The following is a 17,524-nucleotide window of genomic DNA, read 5'->3' as shown; positions in this document are numbered from 1 at the left end:
TAACTATTGTTCGTGGAGGAGAGAGAGCGAATAGTCGAGCTGCTGGAAAAGATACTGCAGACTCTGGAGAGAATCGAGGAAAAGCTCAACGGGAGACCCGGGAGGGACCTATCTGGGGTCGACCCATTTATGCTGCTCGAGCTCCCGGACAACCTAAGAACCACGGCCATGGCCCTAATCAAGATCGGCAGCGGCACCGCTTCTGACGTGGCCGAGATTACGGGAAGGAGCAGGGCGATAGAGAGCCACTACCTGAACACACTTGTGAAGATGGGCTATGCGAGGAAAAGAAGAGAGGAGCGGAGGGTAATCTATGAAATCTGAGACTACCGGTGCTGTGCTCGTTTTTTCTTACGGCTGTTATCTGCTCTCCTTCCAGAACCTCGGTCCTGTTCTTGTGAATTTTGCGAACGCTGAAGGTGTTGACGTCTTCTGGCTCGTCAACTGGATTTACGTGTCCCATATTGCCGGTATCGCGTTTTCAGCAGCGCTTCTCGACAGGGTTGTCAGGAGAATGGAGCTGATAAAGATCATGATGGTGGTGCTCGTACTGACGGTGCTGGCCGCGGCTGTTGACGTTCGTGCCGCAATCGTTTCTGGGTTTCTCGCCGGAATAATTGTCGTTGCCAGCGGATCCTTTCTGGCGAGGCATGTGGTTCCGTGGAACAGGGGGAAGGTGTTCGCCATTGGAGCCTCTCTCGCCAACTTTTACTACTTCCTGTTCCTTTCCGGGGAAAGATTGGGCCATCTCGTCCTCCTCTCCACTCTCCCGCTCCTGCTCGTTCTCCTCCTGCCAAGGTTCGATTTTGCTTATCGAAGTGCTCACGTGAACCGGGACTTCGTCTTTTACACCGTCCCCGTCTTCACCTTTTACCTGCTCGGTGGCATCATGTACGGAGTGATGGAGCCCGTGTTCAGGGAGAACGGAATCAGCGTGCACGTTCTGTTCTACGCATTCGCAATCCTCGTTGCGGGATACCTGTACGACAGGTTCGGGAGGAAGCTGACATCCATCTTCGGGATCCTGTTTCTCACAGCCTCATTCATCATGTTTCCCGTTTACCTGCAACCATCCGCTTACCTCATTCAGCTCTCCTACGCGTTCATAGACGTGTTTGCCATGATAATCTGGGCTGATCTGAGCAACTTTGGGTCTGAGGCGAGGCAGTATGGACTCGGCATGATAATCATCGCCTCGTCAATCTTTTTCGGGTTCATGCTCTCCAGACACGTTGGTTACCCTGTCAATACCGCACTTTCCGCGATACTGCTCACCCTCTCTGCATTTCTGATCGGCACGCTCAGGGAGCCTTTAACCTCTCCTGAGGACTACGTGAGGTGGTTGGGGAGGAGGTGACGGAATGATAGTCGGACTGCACTCTTTCAAGGGAGGGAGTGGAAAAACGTTCGTCGCGCTGAACGCGGGCTACATGCTTTCGCAGATGGGCAGGACGTGTATAGTGGAGATGGACATGAGGGGACCGAGCATGTACACGTTCTTCAACGGTAGAAGGTACGTTAACGAGCTGCTCAATGGTAGGTGCGGTCTGGAGGACTGCTTGGTGGAGGTCAAGGAGAACCTCGACGCGATAGTCGCATCACCGGAGTTCAGCGACATAAGGGACGAGCTCGTCAGAAAGGATGTGGAGAGCATAAGGGCGCTTTACAGGCTGCAGGACGTGATGTCCGGTCTGAAAGAGATGGGATACGAGTTCGTGATCATAGACAACTCTCCGGGGCTGGGGTACATGAGCATAAACTCGATGTTCCTGAGCGACATCATACTTTTCATAGCCCGTCCGGAGAGGGCGGAACTCGGCGGGCTGGAGATGCTTTTTAAAATATCGAGGAACATAGAGAAACCGAAGTACGTGGTGCTCAACAGGGCAAACACGGATGTTAACATAGACTTTCCGGTTCTTGCCCGGATTCCGTGCAGTTGCGATGTGGTCATGAACTACCCGTTCTTCGTCGAGCAGAACCCGGATCATCCGGTTACAAAAGCTGTGGAGGAGCTGGTGCAGAACATTCTCTCCGAGTTTGCCAGCTCCTGACCACCGGAAAAACCAACTCACTTGCCGAGGCAGGCGAGGAATGGAGGCAGAACCACTGCGTTTTTCTCAAACTTTTTCACTTTTGAGAGGGCAATAGCTTTATGTTGTTGAATGCTATTTGTATGTTATGAGCCACCACGATGTTTTGATGGCTGGTGAGGCCCTCGTCGGAGAGGGCAATGAGGTAGCGCATGTGGATGTTCTGGTTGGCAGGAGGGATGGACCGGTTGGCTACGCGTTTGCAATGGCCCTTGGCGCACCCTCAGCAGGGCATGGGGGATTGACAGCCATAATCGCCCCGAACCTTGCCGTCAAGCCTCCAACGGTCATAGTTCCGACAGTCACGATCAAGAACATGAAGCAGGGAGAGATGATATTCGGGCCCGCCCAGAAGGCGGTTGCGGATGCAGTTGCAGATGCTGTGAAGGAGGGCATAATCCCCAAGGACAAGGTTCACGAGTGGTGCATAGTCGCGAACGTGTTCATCCACCCAGCTGCTGAGGACAAGAAAAAGGTCTACCAGTACAACTATGAGGCGACCAAGCTTGCCATTGAAAGGGCTGTTAAAGCGCTGCCAACCGTTGACGAGATCGAGGAGAAGAGGGGAGGCGCGGTCCACCCGTTCGCGTAGCCTTTCCGGGTTTTCTTATTTTTCCCTGCTTCTCTCAAAAAACGCCCCTCATTATCCTGCCGAGGTCGACTATCAGGCACCGGCCGAGCTCCTCGTACCTCTGCTCAAGGGCGCTCCTCAGCTTCCCTCCCGTGAACTGGCCGAGGAAGAAGGAAGCGACGAAGAGCGGTATGTGGGTGAGGGAGACTCCTGCAAGGAACCTCGTCAGGAAGACGATCGGGACTGGAGAGTGCACGGCAAGGAACCACTCCTTGGAGAGCTTCCTTGTAACCTTCCTCCAGTAACCGAAGGGAAGGTTGACCAAGAACGTTACGAGGAGCGCGACACCCTCCACGAGATAGCTCACCATATCATTCAGTATTTCGAAACTTCTTGTAAAGCTTTCGCTCTCATGTGAACTTTGTCAGGAATGAGGCAATTCCCGCCTTGATCTTGCTGGCGAACCCCACCCCTCCGAGTCTGATCTTACCGCTGCCGATGTCTCTCTTGAGCACCTCGGGATCTCTCGTTTTCAGGAGCTCCCTAACGACATCCTCGCTCGTGTACACCCTCATCGTCGGATCCGGAAGCTCGCCCCTCCTGAAGTCCTTAACCGTGCCACCGCTTATGACTACGCTCACGGCAACGACGGAGCCATCATCCTTTGTGATGTACCAGTTCATCCTCTCGTCCTTCACAACCTTTCCAACGTCTATTCCCGAGATCACTCCGTACATCTCCGAGACGAGTTCCTCCTGGTCTCCAACCGCGAACTGAAGAATTCTGAACGCGTCCACTGCAGTGACCGTCCCGTCTCCGGTAACGTCTGCCCTGACATCTTCCGGAAGCTTACCAACTGCCATCTGAAGAGCCATAAGCGCATCCACGCTTGTGACCTTTCCATCTCCGTTCACATCTCCCCTTAGCTTCTCCGCGGTGGACGTGGCTGACAGAATGGCTACTAAAAAAATTAGGGAGACCAGCTTGCCCCTCAATTCAACCTCCTCCTCAGGGCGAGGCTGCCCAGCAGGGCCACGGCCCCAATAACGATCTCGAATCCCGGAGAGGATTCTTTCTCTTTGCTGCTCTCCTCCACGGTTATCTTTCCGTTCTGGGACGTGACCTTTATGTCCACGTGGGTTTCCACATCGTAGGCCTGCACGCTTTCGAACTTCAGCTCGCTTGTTCCCTGTTTGAGGGCCTCGAAGCTTATGACTGCCACCTCTCCGTCTCCGTCAATGCCCTTGGAGTCGGCAAAGCTGATAGCCACAACGCCATCTCCCACGTTGGACGTGAGGATGCCTTTGTTCAGCTCACCCTTGCCAACGCTCTTGACCTTCACAACCTCAGGGTCGAAGGAGATGACGATGTCCATGCTTCCGAGATTCTGGGCGTTCTCCACAACCACGGGAACGTTCACATCCTCTCCAACACCGCAGCTGACGTCGGGAACCTTTACGCTCAGCTCTGCAGATGCCGTGCCGACGGCAAATGCGAGCAGTAGCAGGGAAAGCACAACCTTAATCATTCAAACCACCTCACTTACCGATCGAGGGGATCTTGCCCCCCTGTTGCATGTACTTCTGGGCGAACTCAATCATCCTCTGGTTCGCAACCTTCATGATCTCCATTGCGTCCTTGGATGTCACCTTTCCGTCCTCGTCCATGTCTGCCACGCCTCTGGCCTCGAGCTTACCCACGGCCATTTGCAGCGCCATAAGCGCGTCGACGCTCGTTATCTTCCCGTCTCCATTCACGTCTCCCCTGTTCATCTCTTCCTCGCTCACAAGGCTGAACGTGCCGTTTATTCCGATGGCGTTAATCTTGGAGCCGTCCGTGTCGTACACTGAAAACTCCTCGAGAACGAGGCTGTACCCGCTTTTACCGAAATACTCCGTCATGTCTGGATAAATCCTTCCAACTATTCCGGTGTCCATTCCCATGACGTTTCCCATGTTCTCCTGCTTTGGTTCTCCGGTAACTCTGAACCTCATGTAGAAGAGAGAACCATCGCCGCTTATCCCGTTGGTCTCGACGATACCCACCCGTATCCTTCCATCCTCCACGTTGTGCTCGAGCAGGGAGTTCTGTGTCAGTGATCCCGGAATGACGTCGATAAACTGGAGGACTTGAGACGGATATGCAAGCGCTATGTCCATGCTACCGATCTTGTCGGCGTTCCTGATCTCCACCGGAATCTGAACAGTATCGCCGTGAGTGGCCTTTGCAGATCCCACAACAACGCTCGTCGTTGAGGGGAACGCCGGGAGGAGGTCTATCTTAATTTTGGGTATGGCCTTTGCAGGCTCCCTCGAGAGCATGTATATCTCATAATCATCTTCGCTGGCCTGCAAGGTCAAAAAGACGACCCTGCTGCCGTCATCGTTCACAGCGAGATTTCCGAACCCGAACACATCACTCATGGTTGCCACCAGCTCCTTTCCGCTTCCATCCGAGTTGATTTTGTAAATCTTGCCTCTTTCCATGTAGAAAACCTTTGATCCGTCACCACTGATCCCCACAGCTACGGAGCCATTTGTGGGTGTCAGCAGCCTTATCCCCTTATCATCCACGATGAACACACCCTTCTTGGCATCTCCCTCCGCTGGGTGGCGGGACTCCATATAAAACACAACTTTCCCGTCATTGCTCACCGCAGGTAGCCCAGAAGAGATTTCTTCAACATCAGTGCTGCTGGCTGTTTGGTACACTATTGTGTCCGTGAATGGGGGTGATGTTAAGGCTACATGCACTCTCTGGCGTTTCTTGCCCGGATCTCCTGCATACGGGACGTTCTCCACATACACGAACTTTGACTTGTCGGATGACTGGGAAGGCCATCCGCTGAGACCGTAGGTGAGGGTGTATGTGCCCATCAGTTTCCCGTCGACGGTGCGGTATGTTTTGATCTTGTCGTAATCGTTTCCTGTACGCTGGAAGAGTATGAGGTATTCTCCACTTGTGCTGAGGAATGGTATGAATGCCCCATCCACTGTCAGGGTAACCAGCGGGTCACCCTGCCTCCATCCGTCATCTTTGCTGACAACGTACACCTTTTTGATTGTATCTGTGTCGCTCACGGGTATGGACTCTATAAATGTTATACTGCTGCCGTCAGAGGAGACAGCGGCCTGATAGTCCCGGTATATGTTGTTGGTCACTCTTGTCGTTTCCAAGGTCTCCAGATCCATTATATATACCTCCCTGTCCCAGTAGCTGTAACTGTTGTCGTCAGAGTCTGATAAGAACACTATCTTGCTCCCATCGCTCGACATTCCGGGGACTGGGAAGTAGTCGTCGAAGGTGTTGTCGGTAAGCCGTACAAGATTCCACTCTCCCGCTTCTGCTGTTGCCATCATCAAAACCAGAATAGTTAAACCTACGAACCAATTTTTGACCACATTCGCACCTCTTTTCCAATTTTGTAAATCTTTTCTGGAACATTTATAAACTTTTCTCGTTGGAGGGATTTGCTATCCCTATGGCGAAATCAGGGCTCTGGAGAATTACGTTATCGCTGTTAAACCACTCTCGTGCCTCATCATCATGTGACATGCCAGACCTCACAACCTTTAACTACTTTCACGGCCGGAATTGCTCATGGAAAAACTCTTCAGGAGCAGGTCGGACAGGGTCATAGCCGGCGTGTGTGGTGGCCTTGCGAGGTATTTTGGGGTGGATGCAACCCTCATCAGGCTGATATTCGTCGTTGGAGCCCTCCTCAAGGGGGTCACGATTCTCATCTACATAATCCTCGCGCTCATCATCCCGGAAGAGCCCGAGGATGGCGAGGAAGAGGAGAGGCCTGCGGTGGAGCCCGAGGGTGGTGGTGAGACGAGGAGAAAGCTCCTCGCGTACCTGCTTATACTGTTCGGCGCCTTCGTTTTCATGGAGGATCTGTTCCCGTTCTGGCTCAGCGACGAGCAGATCTTCGCCGCGATACTGATCCTCATAGGAATCTGGATCCTGAAGGGTTCTGGCAGGGAGTAGTCGAAAGTGTTATATGCACCCTCCAAGTTCTTTGCTTCATGAAAAAACTTTTTTTCCTATTGATCGGATCGCTCCTGCTCCTGCAACTGGCGAGCGCACAGGTGACGCTCGACTACGAGGTGGGACTCAGCAAAATCCTGCCCGGAGACGAGGTTGACTGCTACCTCGTGATCACGAACCCCAACCTTCATTCAGAGACAATTCGCAGCATAGTGTTCTACTCTGACCTTGTAACTCCCAGAATCATCACGGACATTGGAGTGCTTCCCGCAAAAACGTCATACCGGCTCCCTTTCACGTTTAAAGCTGAAGAGCCGGGGAAGTATGTGGTTGAGGTCAGGGTCAGGACGTACAACGGCTCGATAACATACTACATGCCCTTCACCGTCTCCTCCTCTTACCCTGTCCTGACTGTCGAGAACCCTGAGGTAACGCTCGGCGAGAAGAACGTGCTGAGGGTCAGGGTGGAGTGGCCGGAGAACGTCACCGTCAGGCCGCTGTTCAACGCAACGCCATCTGAAGCGTACGGAAGGATGTTCGAGTTCGTTTACTATCCTAAAAAGAAGGAGGATCTGAGGTTCGAGGTGGAGTTCAGGAACGGGGAGAACGTTCACAGGATCATCAGGGCGGTGAACGTGACGTGGAACGAGATGAAGGATGTCGTCATGAACGTTACGGTGAACCGTAACGCTTACGAGAACGAGGCCATCAAGGTCTCAGTCGGAGTGGCCAACCTCAGAAACACCCCGGCTTACGCCGTCACGGTGAGGGTGGGCGAATCTGAGAAGAAGATTCCAGTCCTTAACCCGGGAGAGGCGTGGAAGTTCGACTTTAACGTGATGGCGACCCGGATACTCAGGGTGGAGCTCAGCTACCTTGACGAGATGGGGATAAAGCACGTCATGTCGGAGAGCAGGGAGATAGGCATCATAAACGCGAGTGCGGTTCAGCTGTGCAGCTACGAGTTCGACAAGGGCATGCTCACCGGTGAGGTGTGCAACTTCGGCTCGACCGAGGTCAAGAATGTCGTCGTGAGCTTTGAGGGCAGGAAGTACTTCGTGGGGACGATAATGCCGGAGGACTACGAGGTCTTCTCGATAAAGGGCAACTCGAGCAACGGCACCCTCATAATCTCGTGGAAGGCAGCATCTGGTGATGTTCTCAGCATCTCGGAGGAGATCGAAGGGGAGAGGGTTACCGTGAAAGCAGCAGAGGGTGGAAGCGAGATTCTGATAGCCTCGGGGGCGATAGCTGTTGTGATCGTGGCGATTGCGATTTACGCTCTGAGAAGAAGATGACGGTCGTGGTCTTTGAGAACGTCAGCAAGGTTTACCGGACGAAGTACTACGAGGTGAGGGCATTAGACCGGATAAACCTCGAGGTGGAGAAAGGGGAGTTCCTCGCTGTGATGGGCCCCTCCGGGAGCGGCAAGTCCACGATGCTTAACCTGATCGGCTGCCTGGACAAGCCCACGGAGGGGGAGATCTACATAAACGGGGTAGCCGTTTCGGGGCTTAGCGACAACGAGCTCACCGACCTGAGGAGGGAGACGATCGGATTTATATTCCAGCAGTTCAACCTGATCCCCACCCTCTCCGCGGAGGAGAACATTGAGCTCCCCATGATCTTCCGGGGGACTCCTGCTGCGGAGAGGAAGAGGAAAGCCGAGAAGCTGCTGAGCCTCGTGGGGCTTGAGGATGTGGCCGACAGAAAGCCATTCGAGATGTCGGGCGGGCAGCAGCAGAGGGTCGCGATAGCGAGAGCCCTCGCAAACGATCCTGAGATTCTGCTCTGCGATGAGCCAACAGGAAACCTCGACTCGAAGACGGGGAGGCAGATAATGGAGATCCTGCGAAAGCTGAATGAGGAGGGGGTGACGGTCATACTCGTCACCCACGATGAGTCACTCAAAGGCTATGCTGACAGGGTCGTCAGGCTTAGGGACGGGAGGATAGTGGATGTATCTGCAGCTGGCAGTTAGGAACCTCGGAAGGGCGAGGGTCAGGAGCGCTCTCGCGGTGATCGGGATAATAATCGGAGTCACCGCCATAACCTCCATCGGGATCTTTGGGGAGAATCTGAAGAAGAGCGTGATAGAGGGTTTTGGAGACGTTGCGAACGAGCTGATTCTGATTCCGAACGCGAGGGAAGGGTACAAGAGCATAGACGAAAAGGTTGTGGAGACAATACGGAAGGCACCGTTCACTGCAGATATCATCCCGGTGAAGACCGACGCGGGGGAGGTGCTCTTCAGGGGGAGCAAGAGGATAGTCACGGTCTACGGAATGGATGAGGACGCTGTAAGGGAGATGTTCAAGGCGGAGAAGGGCACGATATCGCTGAAGTCCGGCAGATGCGTGGTTGGGTGGTCTCTCGCTCAGGAGCTTGAGGTGAAGGTGGGAAGCAAGATCTCGGTGGGAGGGAGGATATACAGGGTTTCCGCGATACTCGAGAGGGAGGGGGCGAGGTTCGACATAAACCCGAACGGCGTCATCATAGTGTCGTCAAGGGACATCCCAGCGGAATACTCGATGGTTATAGTCAAGCTGGCGAGCATTGACGACATAGAGCCCTTCAAGAAGTTCGTCTCCTCGACCGTGAACCTGAAGGACGAGAGGGTGGAGATATTCGAGATGCGGTCGATCCTCGAGAGGATAGACGAGGTGTTCAACCAGATAAACATGTTCCTGATGGCGATAGCCGGAATCTCCCTGCTTGTGGCTGGAGTCAGCATCCTGAACATAATGCTCATGTCAACGATAGAGAGAACGAAGGAGATAGGGATAATGAGGGCAATAGGGGCGAGAAAGTCGGTGATACTCAGAATATTCCTGCTCGAGGCGGCAATCCTTGGCGTCGCGGGGAGCGTTGTCGGCGCGGTTCTGAGCATCGCTGGGGGTTACGCGATAACGAAGCTGATAGTCGGGGACGTTGGCGCCATGCTCACCGCGACCACGGCGGTGTTTGCAGCCGAGGGGTTCCTGTTTGGCGTCTTCACAGCCGTCATAAGCGGCCTCTATCCAGCGTGGAGGGCGGCAAACCTCGAGCCAATCGAGGCCTTGAGGTACGAGTAGCTAAACCTCAAAGTACGTGAAAAGGCTGTCCGGAACCTCAACCTCCTCCGCAGGCTCTGAGGCTATTTCCCTAACAATGACTCTCCCGAAGCTCTCCCAGACCCTCACGACCTCCTCAACCTCTCTCCCGAACGCGACGTAGCTCGGTCCGTTACCAGAAAGCCCGGCGTTCACGTCGAGGTGCTGCACCGCGGTTACGGGCTCGAGGGGGAGGTTCAGCTTGGTGCAGTAGTGCATGGAGTTCAGGTACATCGCGGCCTTCAGCTCCCCCCTCATGGCAAGCCTGAAAGCCCTGTCCACTTCCTCTCTTCCGCGCCTTATCTCCCTCAGGTTGACCTCCCCCCTCTCCCACTCCGGCAGGAGGATCACCGCCTCGCCCTCAAGCTCGTCCCTCCTGTAGAGCCTCATCCTCGAGTTGTCGGAGAACACGAGTCCACCGAGCAGGGATGCGGAGGCGTCATCAAACGCACCGGTGTAGCTCATCCCGCTCTCGAGGCTGATCCTCGCATTGATCCTCAAGATCTTCTCCGCGTTCAGCGGCATCTCCATGGCCTTCATCGCAGCCATTACCATGGCGTTCATGAAGGCGCTGCTGCTCCCCAGCCCGCTCCTCCTCGGGATCTCGCTCTCAACCTCAAAAACTCCCCCCTCCACTCCGGAGTTCCTCATCAGCTTCTCAGCGATGGCGCTCCTCTCCATCCTGCCATCCTGAAGGACGTAGAACCCCTTTAGATCGTTCTCCTCCCTGAAAACGACGCGAGTTTCGAGCTTAATGCCAAAGGCGACCCCCTTGAGGGTTGCGAGCGCGTTCACAACAGTTCCGGCGGCGAAGCTCTTAGCTTCGGTTCTCATAAACCCTCCTGAGGTTGTAAAGGGTGTCCCTCTCAGCCGGAATCCTCCCTGCGGACAGTATGAGCTCCCTGAGCTCCTCAACCGTCATGAACTCTCCGCTTGTTGCTCCGGCCGATTTGGATATGTTCTCCTCCATGAGCGTTCCACCAACATCATTCGCCCCGGTGAAGAGTGAAGCCTGAGCGAGCTTCCTCCCCATCTTGACCCACGACGCCTGTATGTTCTCGATGAGCGGGTAAAGAACGATCCTCGCCACGGCTATAACGAGCAGATCCTCGAAGCCGTTGGGGGATCTGGCCATCTCTCCGAGCCTGTTGTTCCTGTCCATGAACGGAAGGGGTATGAACTCTGTGAAGCCACCGGTCTCCTCCTGAATCTGCCTTATCAGGTTGAGGTGCTCCATCCTGTCCTCCCAGCTCTCCACGTGCCCGTACATCATGGTCGCGGTTGTGGGGATGCCGAGGCTGTGTGCGGTCGTGATAACCTCCACCCACTCGTCCGTCGTCAGCTTGTCCGGGCAGATCACCTTTCTGACTCTATCGACGAGGATCTCCGCTGCCGTGCCGGGCATCGAGTTCAGTCCTGCTTTTCTGAACTCCCTGAGCACGTCCTCCACGTCCACACCGTCATTCCTGCTCGCATGCACGACCTCCATCGGCGAGAATGCGTGGATGTGGATGTCTTTTGACTCCCTTCTGACGGCCTTCAGGATGCTGACGTAGTGCTCCACACCCGCATTTGGAAATAGGCCTCCCTGAATCGTCACCTCCGTGCATCCGTACTCCACCGCTTCTCTGACCTTCCTCCTTATCTCCTCCTCGCTCAGGAAAAACCTCTTCCTGTTGCTGTATGAGCAGAAGAGGCAGGAGTTGACGCATATGTCGGTGAAGTTTATGTTCCTGTTGACAACGAAGGTCACAACATCTCCCTTGAGCTCCTCCCTGAGCCTGTTGGCTACCTCCATCGTTCTGTAGGGGTTTTTCACCATCTCCCTAAGCTCCGACTTCAGCATCTGTATCCCTCTTCGTCCGAATACGCCTCGATGAGCGGGGCGAGAGCCTCGCTGTACCAGCCCTCAACCACAAACCTCGGATGTATGGGTAGCCTCTCCCTTAGGAGATGTTTTCCGTTTAAACTCCTTTCGATTTTCTCCAGCGTCGGCCACGGGTGCTCCGGGTTTATGTAGTCGGGGGTGACCTCTGAAATCCCGCCTATGTCGTTCGCTCCGGCATCTACGAATGGCGTTATGTCCTCAACGAGGTTTGGCGGGATCTGCACGGCAACGTCATCTGGCAGAACCCTCCTTGCGTACCTGACGGCGTCGATCATGTCCTCAATGCTCGGCTGCGGCCAGCTCTCCATCCTCGTCCCCTTCTTCGGCGAGAAGTTTTGCACGATCACCTCCTGTATGTGGCCGTAGTTGTCGGCCAGATCTGCAATAACCTCGAGAGAGTAGAGGCGATCCTCCCTGCTCTCCCCGATCCCCACGAGGATTCCCGTGGTGAATGGAATCTCGAGCCTTCCAGCCTCTCTGATAACCCTTATCCTCTCCTCAGGCTTTTTTCCCGGGCTCTCAGCGTGGCACTCGAGCTCGACGGCCTGCTCGAGCATCAGGCCCATGCTCGCGTTCCAGTCCTTCAGCCTCCTCATCTCCTCCCTCGAGATCACGCCCGCATTCGTGTGGGGCAGTAGGCCGTGCCTCACCGCAAGCCTGTTCAGGAAGACCACGAAGTCCGTGAGATCCCTAAACCCCCTCTCTTTAAGCCACTCCCTCACGTGGGAGAACTCGTCAGCCCCCTCGCCGAAGGTGAATAGTGCCTCGGTTGAATTCTTAGCTGCCCTCAGAAGAGCCTCCACCTCATCAGCCTCCATAACCAGACCATCGTCCTTTCTGAAGCCGCAGTAATAGCATTTGTTCCGGCACACCCTCGTGAGGGGGATGAAGACGTTGCGGGAGTAGGTTACAATCACGGACGAATTTTTGCACGGGTAATAGTTAAAAATTGTGATCGAACCTTATCCTCTTCCTCACGTCTGGGGTCAGGTGGTCGAGAACCGTCCCGCTCGCCCTCATGAGCTCGAGCCTTTCGACGACCTCTCTCCCCTCTTTGCCCGCATAACCGTTCGCTATAACCGCTGCGCCAATTGCCGAGACCTTACCACCAGCGTGGCTCAGGTCAACAACTTCAAAGTGCTCTCCAACCCTTTCTGCGACCGCACCGGCGAACCTGCCGGACAAATAAACCTTCTTCGCATCAACAACTGCCGTAAGCGCCCTTATCCCCTTCATGACCCACTCCGCAAAGACGTCTGCATCAAAATCCTTACCTCTCGCCTCGAAGTAGCTCTTAAGGCCCCCGCTGAAGATGACGTCCTTGGTGATCCTCCCCATCAGGTAGGCGAGCTCCCCGTCAATTGCAGAAATGCTGGAGTACCCGGGAAAGCCGGACGTCCCTCCAATTCCGTCAACAATTCTGCCCTCCTCCACCGCAATGAACGCGTTAAAGCCGTATCCGAGCTCGGCGAGGATGAACGTCTCGTCCACACCAAACTCGTGCAGGACGTATGCCACGCTGCACACCTTGTCGTACGTGCCCATGTCTATCCTGTTCACCTTCCTGCAGTCCGGAACGGTTGGGAGGTGTATCACCGCCGGAATTGTGTGGATGTTGAGCCTTTTCTCCCTCAGAAGCTCTATAACCCTCCTCATCCCGAGGGACTGCTCTCTGTCGAAGTTCAGAGTCATCAGCGCAAACTCCTTTTCGGAAATCTCGTACAGCCTCTTTACCGGCAGTCCGTAGCCTGAGAGACCAGCGGCAACGTCGAAGTCGAGCGACTGGAGGAACTCCACGAAGTCCTCGGGGCTCTCCTTGACCTTGGAAGAGGAGAACTCGTAGTGCTCTCCCTCCTCAAGAACGAAAACCCCGTAGCTTTTAGTTCCGGCATCAATCCCAACGCTCACCACGGGTTACCCTCCAGATGGTTCCTTATCTTGTCCGTGGTGCTCCTCATGATCCTCTCTATCCAGATCACTATCTCCCCGCCATCCTTCCTTATGTCCGCGACCTCGAAGTCGACCCCTGTGCTTCTCATGTGCTCCAGAAAGAGGTTCATGACCTCGAACTCCCTGAACCTCAGCCTCACCCTCTCGACAACCTTCCCTCCCTCGGCAACCTCCCTTATGCTCCTGACCATGGGCTCCAGTATCGCCATCCCGAGCCTCAGGCACCTCTCCCTGAACTCCTCCTCGCTCTCGTTGAACTCGAAGCTCTGGAACCCCTCCCTCACGATTCTCGAGAACATGAAGTCCTTGCCGTAGTCGTTGAAGTACCTGAAGGCGTACCTCAAATCCCCGGCGTTCGTCTCGGAGGTCGTGTACTTCAGCGGCTCGAGCCTCATTTCAGGATCCTTCATCACCACGCCCTCTCTTCCCTCCCTGCCGAGCCTCTCTATTATCTCCCTCACCTCTTCATGCGCCGTCCTGACGTCGAAGACCCCGAGGAGGGGTGCGTATTTCAGCCCGTACTCCTCGCAGAGCCTTATCTTCTCCTCTATGCTGAGCGGTGTGTTCGTTCTCTCCTCCCTGATGTCGAAAACGAAGAAGTCGAGCCTCTCTATTCCGTACAGGCTCTTGGGGACGAAGGGCGACTCCTCGCCCACAGCCTCGCAGCACAGGACGAGGTTCGGATGGTCTTTGAAGAAATCCGGGTTTACGAGCTCCCTTGCCTTTTCGGTGGTGTAGGGGCAGATGTACCCTCTTCTGGTCATCGCGTAGAGGTTTTTCCCGAACCTCGCTATTCTCACGTTGTAGCCGTTCATCTTCTCCTCGACCGCAACCTCCTTCTCGAAGTGCTTTCTAATGGTCGGTTTGAGGGTCAGCGCTCTTCTGATCTTGGGAAAGCCCCTGACGACCCTAACGCCGTTTACGGTTTTGGCTACAAGGCTGCCCTCCTCAATCTCTCCAAACTTCCTGTCGAACCTGAGGGCTTCAATAACATCAGAAAAGAAGGGGTGCGGGATGAAAGCACGCCTCAGTATGTTCTTCTCCTCGAGCTTTCTCCCGGCGTGTCTCGAAAGTCCGAGGGCTTCTGAGACGAACATGTCAGCACTTTACCGTGCATAGGAACTTCATCAGGTCTCTCTCTGTGATTATCCCCTCGAGCGTGTCCTTCACGACGAGCGCAGCGGCCTGATTCTTCTCGATCATCTTCCTGACGACGTCGGTTACGCTGTCCTCCGGGTGAACGACGAGCGGCTCCCTGTACTTCAGCACCTTCTCGTTGTTGAGTATCGTGGTTATCGGCTGTGAGAGCACGTCCTCAGCGTTGCCGGTTATCAGCTTCTTGAACGCCTCGCCCGAGAAGTAGTGGACGAGTGTTGAGGATGTGAGCAGGCCGAGCAGAATCCCGTCCTTGACCACCGGCAGCCTCCTGAACCTCTTGCTGACCATGAGCTTTATTGCGTCCTCTATGCTCGTCTCCGGCTCGGCGGTGATGACACCCCTCGTCATGAAGTCCTTAACCCTGCCATCGTACCTCGCCCTCGAGGCGAGGAAGACCATTATGTCTCTCTCGGTTATTATACCCACAATCGAGTCCTCGTCGTCAACTATCGGCGCTCCGCCGACGTTGTGCTGGAGCATGAGCTCTAAAGCGTCCTCCCATGAGCTTGAGTAGTGGACGCTCATGACGTTCTTCTCCATTATCTCCCTGACCTCCTCGTTAACGGCTGCGATCAGGTTGCCCATGTACTTGTCCTTGACGAGTCTGTGCCTGTCCCCTCCTCCAAGGAAGTCGAGGATGTCCATGCTCGTGACGATGCCCTCAAGCCTCTTCGTTCCCGCATCTGCTATGGGCACCCTCCTGAAGCTGTACTTGACCATGGTCTTCATTGAGGTCATTATCGTTGATGTGGGCGGGATCGTGATGACGTTGGTCGAGGCGAGATCCATAACCGATCCGAACCTGCTGTTCTTGACCATGCGATCACCCTCAGATCGTCTCATAGCAGTCCTCGCAGACCTTCATGCCGTCTGCGTCTATCAGCTCGGCTATTCTGCCGCACTTCTCGCACTTGCCGACTTCGACCTCCTCTCTGACGTAGGTCTCCTCCCTTATCAGCCCCATGTACTCTCCGAGGTCTATGGAGTATGAGAGCAGGTCAGTGTCGGTCACGATGCCGACGAGCGCATCTCCGTTAACGACAGGGAGCCTCCTTATGCCCTTCCTGAGCATGATCATCCCAGCCTCTCTCGCGCTGGTTTCTGGCGTGACGGTGATGAGCGGGTAGTTCATGACCTCCTCGACCGTCACCTCTGCCGGAACCCTGTTCCTCGACACTACCTTGACTATTATGTCCCTCTCGGTCACGATTCCAATGGGCTTCGAGTCCTCAACGACAACAACGCTCCCGACGCCGTACTCTATCATCTTTCTGGAAGCGTTGAGCACAGAGTCCTCCTTTGAGACCGTACAGACCTCTCGTGTCATTATCTCCTTGACTGGGATGTCTGCTGTCATTTTTATCACCACTCGACATATATGCTATGGCGTCAGGTTTTAAAGCTTTTTGCAGCTCTCCTATCGCCCTTTTCAACCCAGAAAAGGCTGTTTGTATTGAAATCTAATAATTTTTAACTGAAAATAATGAACTTAATCCCGTATGCTGTTGAGAGCACGATTACTCCGGCGACCATTATCCCCAGCAGGATGAACAGCATCGCCTTCCTGCCGTTAAGCCCGAGGAGAAACGCTATCAGGCTGCCAGTCCACGCTCCTGTAACCGGCAGCGGAATGGCCACGAAGAGTGTGAGCCCGGGGTAACCGTACCTCTCGACAGCACCCCTCCTCTTTTCAGCAAGGCTTAGAGCGTACTCGTAGAGCCTCCCGATCAGGGGAATCCTCCTTATCAGCCCCTCGACCCTGTGGAGGACGAAAAGGATGAAGGGGACGGGAAGAAAGTTCCCGATTACGGAGACCACGTACGCCTCAGCGGGGGGAAGTCCCTTTATCGCCGCGTAGGGTATCGCGCCCCTCAGCTCAGAGATCGGGAGCATTGAGATTACCAGAACGTCAATCCACTCCAAGCTCAATCCCCCTAACGAGCTTTACCATGATCTCGTTGTACGTGGCGTCAATCCCGAACTCCCTCGCCTTCCTCACGAACGCCCCGTTTATGAACTCTATCTCAGTCCTTCTCCCCTTCTCGATGTCCTGGAGCATGGAGGACCTGTTCATGCTCGTCCTCACCGCAACATCTTTTGCAGCTCTCTCAACATCAACGTCGTAGCCCATCCTGCTCATAACTTCTCTGCACTCCCCCGCTATCCTCCTCGCGACATCCCACAGCTCCGGCACCTCGACGATCTTCCCGTTCCTGACCCTGCAGACCGCCGTGATCGGGTTGATGACCGCGTTTATGCATGCCTTCTCCCATATCCTGCGCTCTATGTCCTCGACGACTTCAACGTTCACCCCGGCCTCTCTGAGGACGAGCTCGAAGTCCTCTGCTCCGCTGCCCTTGAAGTTCCCGAGGAGCGTCATGCCCTCCCCGGCGTAGATTACGTGTCCCGGCTCCCTCAGGTTCGCTCCATAGGTTGTCACGCCCCCAACCACGTTGTCGAAGTGCCTTGCGAGAATATCTTCATTCCCAACCCCATTCTGGAGGCTGCAGATCGCCCTGAACCTCACCTTCTCAAGCTGCCTCGCGGCATTCTCGGTGTCGTAGGCTTTGACTGTCAGAAACACCAGATCGGCGTCCACGGGTTCGCTGACGGCTGTGACGTCGAAGTGCTCCTCCATTAGCCCTGATACCTCCAGCCCTCTACTCTGCAGAGCCTTCAGCTGCTCGCCCCTCGCAACAAAAACCACGTCGAATCCTGCTTTGAGCAGAAGCGCACCGAACAGGCTTCCGAGGGCACCGGCACCCATTATCTGGATCTTCAT

The 17,524-nt window shown here is 54.9% G+C and carries 21 protein-coding genes; 8 read left to right on the top strand and 13 right to left on the bottom strand.

From position 1 onward, the window contains the following. Positions 1–12: 12 nt before the first annotated feature. The 4 genes from GAH_RS03350 to fae all read left to right on the top strand — a co-directional run bounded on the left by GAH_RS03350 (position 13) and on the right by fae (position 2,685). Positions 13–324 carry a helix-turn-helix domain-containing protein gene (locus GAH_RS03350; protein WP_048094686.1) on the top strand — a complete coding sequence of 104 codons (312 nt, stop codon included), beginning with the start codon at positions 13–15 and terminating at the stop codon, positions 322–324. Then, on the top strand, positions 314–1,357 hold the full coding sequence (locus tag GAH_RS03345) for an MFS transporter (protein WP_048094685.1): 1,044 nt from the start codon (positions 314–316) through the stop codon (positions 1,355–1,357). Before GAH_RS03350 ends, GAH_RS03345 begins: the two co-directional genes overlap by 11 nt. A gap of 4 nt (positions 1,358–1,361) precedes the next feature. Next, positions 1,362–2,054 (top strand): MinD/ParA family ATP-binding protein, encoded by a 693-nt coding sequence (locus GAH_RS03340; protein ID WP_048094684.1) that lies wholly within the window; start codon positions 1,362–1,364, stop codon positions 2,052–2,054. A 127-nt stretch (positions 2,055–2,181) separates the two neighbouring features. Continuing rightward, entirely contained in the window at positions 2,182–2,685 is a 504-nt protein-coding gene (gene fae / locus GAH_RS03335) for a formaldehyde-activating enzyme (RefSeq protein WP_048094683.1), read from the top strand. Between the two features lie 34 nt (positions 2,686–2,719). On the opposite strand, the gene GAH_RS03330 is transcribed toward fae, so the two are convergent. From GAH_RS03330 to GAH_RS03315, 4 genes are read right to left on the bottom strand one after another with little or no spacing between them, the layout of a single operon-like run. Further along, entirely contained in the window at positions 2,720–3,034 is a 315-nt protein-coding gene (locus GAH_RS03330) for a hypothetical protein (protein ID WP_048094682.1), read from the bottom strand. A gap of 40 nt (positions 3,035–3,074) precedes the next feature. Next, positions 3,075–3,659 (bottom strand): dockerin type I repeat-containing protein, encoded by a 585-nt coding sequence (locus GAH_RS03325; protein ID WP_048094681.1) that lies wholly within the window; start codon positions 3,657–3,659, stop codon positions 3,075–3,077. Next, a complete protein-coding gene (locus GAH_RS03320) occupies positions 3,656–4,192 on the bottom strand; it encodes a cohesin domain-containing protein (RefSeq protein ID WP_048094680.1) in 537 nt (178 codons plus the stop codon). Before GAH_RS03320 ends, GAH_RS03325 begins: the two co-directional genes overlap by 4 nt. Before the next feature lie 10 nt (positions 4,193–4,202). Beyond that, positions 4,203–6,023, bottom strand: coding sequence for a cohesin domain-containing protein (locus GAH_RS03315; RefSeq protein WP_048094679.1), 1,821 nt, complete (start codon positions 6,021–6,023; stop codon positions 4,203–4,205). A 241-nt stretch (positions 6,024–6,264) separates the two neighbouring features. On the opposite strand from GAH_RS03315, the gene GAH_RS03310 reads away from it, so the two are divergent. Genes GAH_RS03310 through GAH_RS03295 form a run of 4 tightly spaced genes read left to right on the top strand, consistent with a single transcriptional unit; the run spans position 6,265 to position 9,728 of the window. After that, entirely contained in the window at positions 6,265–6,654 is a 390-nt protein-coding gene (locus tag GAH_RS03310; protein ID WP_048094678.1) for a PspC domain-containing protein, read from the top strand. Between the two features lie 38 nt (positions 6,655–6,692). Then, positions 6,693–7,952 carry a COG1361 family protein gene (locus GAH_RS03305; RefSeq protein ID WP_156967376.1) on the top strand — a complete coding sequence of 420 codons (1,260 nt, stop codon included), beginning with the start codon at positions 6,693–6,695 and terminating at the stop codon, positions 7,950–7,952. Beyond that, positions 7,949–8,635, top strand: coding sequence for an ABC transporter ATP-binding protein (locus tag GAH_RS03300; protein ID WP_048094676.1), 687 nt, complete (start codon positions 7,949–7,951; stop codon positions 8,633–8,635). The genes GAH_RS03305 and GAH_RS03300 overlap by 4 nt, the downstream gene beginning before the upstream one ends. Next, on the top strand, positions 8,613–9,728 hold the full coding sequence (locus tag GAH_RS03295; RefSeq protein WP_048094675.1) for an ABC transporter permease: 1,116 nt from the start codon (positions 8,613–8,615) through the stop codon (positions 9,726–9,728). The genes GAH_RS03300 and GAH_RS03295 overlap by 23 nt, the downstream gene beginning before the upstream one ends. Here the strand turns inward: GAH_RS03295 and GAH_RS03290 are convergent, their stop codons facing one another. From GAH_RS03290 to GAH_RS03250, 9 genes are all read right to left on the bottom strand, one after another. Beyond that, the gene (locus GAH_RS03290; RefSeq protein ID WP_048094674.1) at positions 9,729–10,580 is read right to left on the bottom strand and encodes a shikimate kinase; all 852 of its coding nucleotides are present in this window, start codon (positions 10,578–10,580) and stop codon (positions 9,729–9,731) included. After that, positions 10,564–11,592, bottom strand: a complete 1,029-nt coding sequence (cofH, locus tag GAH_RS03285; protein WP_048094673.1) for a 5-amino-6-(D-ribitylamino)uracil--L-tyrosine 4-hydroxyphenyl transferase CofH — start codon at positions 11,590–11,592, stop codon at positions 10,564–10,566. The genes GAH_RS03290 and cofH overlap by 17 nt, the downstream gene beginning before the upstream one ends. After that, on the bottom strand, positions 11,586–12,551 hold the full coding sequence (cofG, locus tag GAH_RS03280; protein WP_048094672.1) for a 7,8-didemethyl-8-hydroxy-5-deazariboflavin synthase subunit CofG: 966 nt from the start codon (positions 12,549–12,551) through the stop codon (positions 11,586–11,588). Before cofG ends, cofH begins: the two co-directional genes overlap by 7 nt. Before the next feature lie 25 nt (positions 12,552–12,576). After that, the gene (locus GAH_RS03275) at positions 12,577–13,545 is read right to left on the bottom strand and encodes a DUF1464 family protein (RefSeq protein WP_048094671.1); all 969 of its coding nucleotides are present in this window, start codon (positions 13,543–13,545) and stop codon (positions 12,577–12,579) included. Further along, positions 13,539–14,681, bottom strand: coding sequence for an RNA ligase (locus GAH_RS03270; protein ID WP_048094670.1), 1,143 nt, complete (start codon positions 14,679–14,681; stop codon positions 13,539–13,541). The genes GAH_RS03275 and GAH_RS03270 overlap by 7 nt, the downstream gene beginning before the upstream one ends. A gap of 1 nt (position 14,682) precedes the next feature. Beyond that, positions 14,683–15,561 carry a CBS domain-containing protein gene (locus GAH_RS03265; RefSeq protein ID WP_245604081.1) on the bottom strand — a complete coding sequence of 293 codons (879 nt, stop codon included), beginning with the start codon at positions 15,559–15,561 and terminating at the stop codon, positions 14,683–14,685. A gap of 10 nt (positions 15,562–15,571) precedes the next feature. Then, a complete protein-coding gene (locus tag GAH_RS03260) occupies positions 15,572–16,099 on the bottom strand; it encodes a CBS domain-containing protein (protein ID WP_048096702.1) in 528 nt (175 codons plus the stop codon). Between the two features lie 113 nt (positions 16,100–16,212). Continuing rightward, a complete protein-coding gene (locus tag GAH_RS03255) occupies positions 16,213–16,665 on the bottom strand; it encodes a COG2426 family protein (RefSeq protein ID WP_048094668.1) in 453 nt (150 codons plus the stop codon). Next, positions 16,652–17,524, bottom strand: coding sequence for a ketopantoate reductase family protein (locus GAH_RS03250; RefSeq protein ID WP_048094667.1), 873 nt, complete (start codon positions 17,522–17,524; stop codon positions 16,652–16,654). The genes GAH_RS03255 and GAH_RS03250 overlap by 14 nt, the downstream gene beginning before the upstream one ends.

Source organism: Geoglobus ahangari (assembly GCF_001006045.1).
GTDB classification, from domain to species: Archaea; Halobacteriota; Archaeoglobi; order Archaeoglobales; family Archaeoglobaceae; genus Geoglobus; species Geoglobus ahangari.
This window is presented reverse-complemented; position numbering and strand designations above follow the sequence as displayed.